The sequence below is a fragment of the Pseudomonas sp. genome, from assembly GCF_050739995.1.
Lineage (GTDB): Bacteria > Pseudomonadota > Gammaproteobacteria > Pseudomonadales > Pseudomonadaceae > Aquipseudomonas.
Window position 1 is genome coordinate 1 of record NZ_JBOICG010000468.1, and the last position, 5643, is coordinate 5643.

Here is a 5643-nt window from a genome sequence, read left to right on the forward strand (position 1 = left end):
GTCAAATGTGGGAGCGGGCTTGCCCGCGATAGGGTCATCAGTTTCTGAGAATCACTAGAGGATGACTGCCCCGATCAACCCACACACCACGCCCACTAGCATGGTCAACCCGGCCACCGTCACCAGCACCCGCGCATCGAAGTCCTTGCGCAGCATCAGCAGTGACGGCAGGCTCACGCTCGGCAAGGTCATCAGCAAGGCCACGGCCGGGCCGGTGCCCATGCCCAGGGTCATCATGGTCTGTACGATCGGGATCTCGGCGGCGGTCGGAATCACGAACAAAGTGCCGACAATCGCCAAAGGCACCAACCAGAGCAGGCTGTTGGCCATGGCCCCATCCACATGGGGAAACAGCCACACCCGCGCCGCGCCCAGGATCAGCACCGCCAGGATGTAGACCGGGATGGTGCTCCAGAACAATTGCCACAGGGTACGCAGCCAGCGGCTCAGGAACGGCTGTGATTCGACAACGCTGACCTCTGCCACCGCCCCCAGTGCCGCCTCCGGCACTTGCTCCGGGCGTGCAATACGCTGGGCCACCAGTGACACACCCACCACCAGCACAATCCCCGCCACCAAGCGCAACGCCGTAAAACCCCAGCCCAGCACAAAGCCCATGAACACCAGCGTGGCCGGGTTCAGTACTGGGTTGGCGATCCAGAACGCCAACGCAGCACCCACCGAGACCTGCTGACGACGCATGCCCGCCGCCACCGGCGCCGCGCAACAACTGCACATCATCCCAGGCAAGGCGAACAGCCCGCCGCGCAGGGTGGAGCCCAGCCCGGCCCGACCAAACAGGCGCAGCAGCCAGTCGCGGGGGATCAGCACTTGCAGCAGCGAACCGAGAATCACCGCCAGCACCGCAGCCTTCCAGATCGCCAGGAAATACACCTGGGCATACGCCAGCGCTGCCGTCAGGGGCGCTGTTTGTTGATCGTTGAGAATCGAGGCACCAATGCTGTGGTTATCCGCTGCCACGAAGGCCTTGAAGTAGTAGGGCGACCACTTCACGTAGTACAGGCCGACGCAGGCGACCAACAGGAACAGGGCGGGTTTCCACCAGAAGGACCAGCCCCGGACGGGCTGGGTGGACGTGAGGTTGGGCATGGTGATGATCCGCAGGTGAGTCAATAGCGGTGCATCATACGCCCTCAGATATCAGCACTCACCTGTGTTGCAGCCGGGCAGGTCTGCTGGCCGTTGTTCAAGCCCTGTTTGTAGTTGCGGCTCAGCAGGGACGCCTTGCCGTTATGCCAGGTCAGTGTCAGCACATACAAGGTGTCGTAGTCGCTGCCGGACCAGTCATGGGTGAGGGTGTGCTTTTCACCTGAGGCCTCACTGGCCACCTTGTTGATCAGCTCCGGCAGATAACCGTGGGACCACGCGGTGTAGATAACCGCGTTGTGGTACTTGTCCTCCACCAGTTCGTCGGCCAGGGCGCTGGTGTCGTTGGCCGAGAAGTTGATGTTCACCGGCAGGCCGAGCTTGATGGCGCTGGGGCCGATGGTCATCAGCGGACGGATGTAGCTGTAGGAGTTGTCATGCTCACCTTCCTCGACATTGCGCGTCGGGTTGGAGGCAAATATGTAGTTGGCCTTACCGAATTTTTCCGGCAGTACCGTAGCCAGGTTCATCGCACGGTTGAGTCCCTGGCAGTTGAGCTGGCCCAGGCCGCCCGCAGGCTTTTCACCATGGCGCAGGAACACCAGGGTTTGCACGCCATCCACCGGTTCGGCGTTGGTGAAAGGGGATTCGAGGGCCAGGCCGATTGCACCGCCGAGTAACAGCAGTGATGGCATCAGGTAGGTATAGCGTTTGAGTCGTTGCGCAAGGAACAGAGGTGGGATTGTCATTATGGGTTCGAGTCTGCTTTCACCGTTTTGGCGCACGTAAGAGTGCACGTTGGCGCTTTGGTTCGCCTGCGCGGCAGCCTAGCGTGGCTATGTTGCGTAATGATGACCCATGCAGGAAGGGGCCCAGGTGACTATGATGGGGGCTTTCAGCCTGGGAGTTTTCCGATGAACGCACTCGCCGCTTTCCCAATCAACAGCAAATGGCCCGCCCAGCACCCGGAGCGTTTGCAGTTGTATTCGTTGCCCACGCCCAACGGCGTCAAAGTGTCGATCATGCTTGAAGAGCTGGGTTTGCCGTATGAGGCGCACAAGGTCAGTTTCGAGACCCAGGACCAACTGTCCCCCGAGTTCATGTCCCTGAACCCCAACAACAAGATCCCCGCGATCATCGACCCCAATGGCCCGAGCGGCCAGCCGCTGGCGTTGTTCGAATCTGGCGCGATCCTGATTTACCTCGCGGAAAAGACCAGCCAACTGCTCTCCGAAGACCCGGCCACCCGTTACGAAACGATCCAATGGCTGATGTTCCAGATGGCCGGTATCGGCCCGATGTTCGGCCAGGTGGGGTTCTTCAACAAGTTCGCCGGCAAGGCATATGAGGACAAGCGTCCGCGTGACCGCTATGTCGCCGAGTCCCGGCGTTTGCTGGAGGTGCTGGAAAAACGCTTGCTGGGCCGCACCTGGATCATGGGCGATGACTACAGCATTGCCGATATCGCCACCTTTCCGTGGGTTCGTAACTTGATCGGCTTCTATGAAGCCGGCGACCTGGTGGGGATTGCCGATTTCCCTAACGTACTGCGTGCCTTGGACGGCTTTGTGGCTCGTCCGGCGGTGATCCGTGGCTTGAACATTCCGAGCTGAAGCATGCCGACTTTCGATTTCATGCAACTCGACGTATTCAGCCGCGTACCGCTCAAAGGCAACCCGCTGGCAGTGGTGCTGGGCGCTGACAGCCTCAGCGACCGGCAGATGGCGGACTTTGCCAACTGGACCAACCTCAGCGAAACCACTTTTTTGCTGGAACCGCGTGATGCGCGGGCCGATTACCGGGTAAGAATCTTCACCACTCTGACTGAACTGCCGTTTGCCGGGCACCCCACCTTGGGGAGTTGCCACGCCTGGCTGCAAGCGGGGGGCATCCCGAAAGGCGAAGAGATTATCCAGGAGTGCGAAATTGGCCTGGTGCGTATACGACGTCAAGCTGATGAATTGGCGTTCATTGCCCCTCCGTTGTTGCGCTCCGGTTCGGTCGAAGCCGCTTTGTTGGAGCGCGTGCGCCTGGGGTTGGGCTTGACCGCCGAGGCGATTGTGCGCAGCCAGTGGGTCGACAATGGCGCGGGATGGATGGCGGTAATGCTGGCTGAACGCGACCAAGTACTGGCTTTGCAACCGGACTACGCGCAACTGCAGGGTTTGGTCGTAGGTGTGATCGCACCCTGTGACCCGGAACGTGATGACGTAGACACGCAATTTGAAGTGCGCGCCTTCATCGCCGGTGACGGCGCCCCGGAAGACCCCGCCACCGGTAGCTTGAATGCCGGTGTCGCTCAATGGCTGCTGGCTGAAGGCCTGGCGCCCGAGCGTTACGTGGTCAGCCAAGGCACGGCGATCGGCCGAGCAGGGCGTATTCATGTCGAACGCAGCGGCGATGAAATCTGGGTTGGCGGCGCAGTAACAGCGTGTATCGAGGGGCGGGTACAACTCTAGATCAATGAATTGTTACGAGTCGCGCAATACACTGTTCGCCCGTTGGTGTTTGTACTGCCGGGGATTGCGGGCATAAGCTTTCGCCCCAACTATTTTCGCCTCTACTGTTTTCAGGAAAATCATGACCAGCCAGTTCCCTCAAGCCCGCCCACGTCGCCTGCGTCGCTCCCCGGAGCTGCGCGGTTTGTTCCAGGAAACCGAATTCACCCTCAACGACCTGGTGCTGCCGATTTTTGTCGAAGAAGAAATCGACGACTTCGTGCCGATCACCAGCATGCCTGGCGTGATGCGTATCCCCGAGAAAAAACTGGCCAGTGAAATCGAGCGTTTTGCGCGTGCCGGGATCAAGTCGGTGATGACTTTCGGCGTGTCCCACCACTTGGATGCCAATGGCAGCGACACCTGGAAGGAGCGCGGCCTGGTTGCGCGCATGTCTTCGACTATCAAGGACGCCGTGCCGGAAATGATCGTGATGTCCGACACCTGCTTCTGTGAATACACCGACCACGGCCACTGCGGCGTGATGCATGGTTCCCACGTCGACAACGACGCCACCCTGATCAACCTCGGCAAGCAAGCCGTGGCCGCCGCCCGCGCCGGTGCAGACGTGATCGCACCGTCCGCGGCGATGGACGGCCAGGTCCAGGCGATCCGCCGCGCCCTGGATGATGCCGGTTTCACCCATATCCCGATCATGGCCTACTCCACCAAATTCGCCTCGGCCCTCTACGGCCCGTTCCGCGAAGCTGGCGGCAGCGCGCTCAAGGGCGACCGTAAAAGCTACCAGATGAACCCGATGAACCGCCGCGAAGCCATACGCGAATCCCTGCTCGACGAACAGGAAGGCGCGGACGCCCTGATGGTCAAACCGGCTGGCGCTTACCTCGACATCATCCGCGACATCCGCGAAGCCTCGCACCTGCCAGTGGCGGCGTACCAAGTGAGTGGCGAGTACGCGATGATCAAGTTTGGTGCGCAAGCCGGGGCGATTGATGAGGCGCGAGTGGTGCGGGAGACGCTGGGGTCGATCAAGCGTGCGGGGGCGGATTTGATTTTTACGTATTTTGCGATGGATTTGGCGTTGGCGGGGATCTAAGCGCTTCGTGAAACCCTGTGGAGGGTCAGTAAGCTTGCTCTTCACAGGGGGGATAGTGGTCGCGGTCCTATCAATTTGATTGGTCTTTGAGAGGGAGCATGTATTGTTTTAGACGATTCAAAAGAATTTTCATGAAAATTCGCTGATTAACAATAGGTTCGCTGAAATAAGTTTCCATTTTTTTAAATACTTCGTCGAAGTCATCATCAATAGATAGGTAGTGTTCTATTGAATCAATGAACCACTTTTGCTCTGGCTCTGTGTAAGATAAAAACTCTGGCTTGGTCAGTTCGTCAAAAAGCGCAATAAGTTCATATTCATTGTTTATGTTTTTTGATGAGATGAAGCGTTCTCTCTCCAAATCATCTGTGTTCTCAATGTCGTATGTGAACAATAAACCGCGAATTATTTCCATGCTTGGATTTTTTTTCATATTCATCACTCGGTATAAGCTGTTTTTGGTTTTCCATCTCTATCTAGTATTACTCGTGCTTTGCGTTGTTGGCTATATCTCAGGTCTCGACTGGAATATCCCTCGCCAATAATTTTCCCCATGTCCATTGGTTCTAATGATGCAGCATGCCCGCTTCTTCTAAATATTAGCTGTGCTCGATATATTGAATTCAACTGATCTCTATGGCTCAGGTAGTGTGTTGCAGCAGGTAGCGAAAAGGTGGCAGATTTATTTGGTTGTTCCATATTCGCTGCAAATTAAGGTGCTCCCTGTTTTCATTTGCAGTACACAACATTCAAGCCCAGATTATGCAGTCATGGTCGTCCATGTGTACTAGAAATGTGAGCTTGTTATCGGTTACCCAGAATGGATATCCAGTTGTTTCACCCAAGATGGAGGAAATGTCTCGCGCATTACTGATTTTCCAAGCTCTGTACCATGAATCGAAAACTAGAAAAGTCAGGTCTTTTTTGTGAATGTGGTTTTCTATCTCACTCCAGAAATTAGGGTTGTACTCTGTTTTTTTT

6 protein-coding genes and 1 pseudogene are annotated in these 5643 nt (G+C 57.0%); 3 read left to right on the plus strand and 4 right to left on the minus strand.

The annotated features are described in order from the left end of the window. Nucleotides 1-54 precede the first annotated feature (54 nt). Both ACRESD_RS15485 and ACRESD_RS15490 read right to left on the minus strand, forming a co-directional pair. Nucleotides 55-1110 (minus strand): permease, encoded by a 1056-nt coding sequence (locus tag ACRESD_RS15485; protein ID WP_431751722.1) that lies wholly within the window; start codon nt 1108-1110, stop codon nt 55-57. A gap of 44 nt (nt 1111-1154) precedes the next feature. Continuing rightward, nucleotides 1155-1856 carry a histidine phosphatase family protein gene (locus ACRESD_RS15490; protein ID WP_431751723.1) on the minus strand — a complete coding sequence of 234 codons (702 nt, stop codon included), beginning with the start codon at nt 1854-1856 and terminating at the stop codon, nt 1155-1157. Between the two features lie 165 nt (nt 1857-2021). Between ACRESD_RS15490 and ACRESD_RS15495 the strand changes: the two genes are divergently transcribed. The 3 genes from ACRESD_RS15495 to hemB all read left to right on the plus strand — a co-directional run bounded on the left by ACRESD_RS15495 (nt 2022) and on the right by hemB (nt 4662). Next, complete coding sequence (locus tag ACRESD_RS15495; RefSeq protein WP_431751724.1) at nt 2022-2720, plus strand: glutathione S-transferase N-terminal domain-containing protein; 699 nt, start codon at nt 2022-2024, stop codon at nt 2718-2720. Between the two features lie 3 nt (nt 2721-2723). Continuing rightward, nucleotides 2724-3566 carry a PhzF family phenazine biosynthesis protein gene (locus tag ACRESD_RS15500; protein ID WP_431751725.1) on the plus strand — a complete coding sequence of 281 codons (843 nt, stop codon included), beginning with the start codon at nt 2724-2726 and terminating at the stop codon, nt 3564-3566. A gap of 121 nt (nt 3567-3687) precedes the next feature. After that, nucleotides 3688-4662 carry a porphobilinogen synthase gene (gene hemB / locus ACRESD_RS15505; RefSeq protein WP_431751726.1) on the plus strand — a complete coding sequence of 325 codons (975 nt, stop codon included), beginning with the start codon at nt 3688-3690 and terminating at the stop codon, nt 4660-4662. Nucleotides 4663-4732: 70 nt separating this feature from the next. Here hemB and ACRESD_RS15510 read toward each other — a convergent pair whose 3' ends face one another. Together ACRESD_RS15510 and ACRESD_RS15515 are read right to left on the minus strand one after the other, a co-directional pair. After that, entirely contained in the window at nt 4733-5095 is a 363-nt protein-coding gene (locus tag ACRESD_RS15510; RefSeq protein ID WP_431751727.1) for a hypothetical protein, read from the minus strand. A gap of 316 nt (nt 5096-5411) precedes the next feature. Continuing rightward, nucleotides 5412-5643: pseudogene (locus tag ACRESD_RS15515) on the minus strand (hypothetical protein); the annotation flags it as partial.

Coding starts and splice junctions, on each gene's coding strand:
- ACRESD_RS15490 (WP_431751723.1), bottom strand. CDS start 1,856: ATGACAATCCCACCTCTGTTCCTTGCGCAACGACTCAAACGCTATACC.
- ACRESD_RS15485 (WP_431751722.1), bottom strand. CDS start 1,110: ATGCCCAACCTCACGTCCACCCAGCCCGTCCGGGGCTGGTCCTTCTGG.
- ACRESD_RS15500 (WP_431751725.1), top strand. CDS start 2,724: ATGCCGACTTTCGATTTCATGCAACTCGACGTATTCAGCCGCGTACCG.
- ACRESD_RS15495 (WP_431751724.1), top strand. CDS start 2,022: ATGAACGCACTCGCCGCTTTCCCAATCAACAGCAAATGGCCCGCCCAG.
- ACRESD_RS15510 (WP_431751727.1), bottom strand. CDS start 5,095: ATGAAAAAAAATCCAAGCATGGAAATAATTCGCGGTTTATTGTTCACA.
- hemB (WP_431751726.1), top strand. CDS start 3,688: ATGACCAGCCAGTTCCCTCAAGCCCGCCCACGTCGCCTGCGTCGCTCC.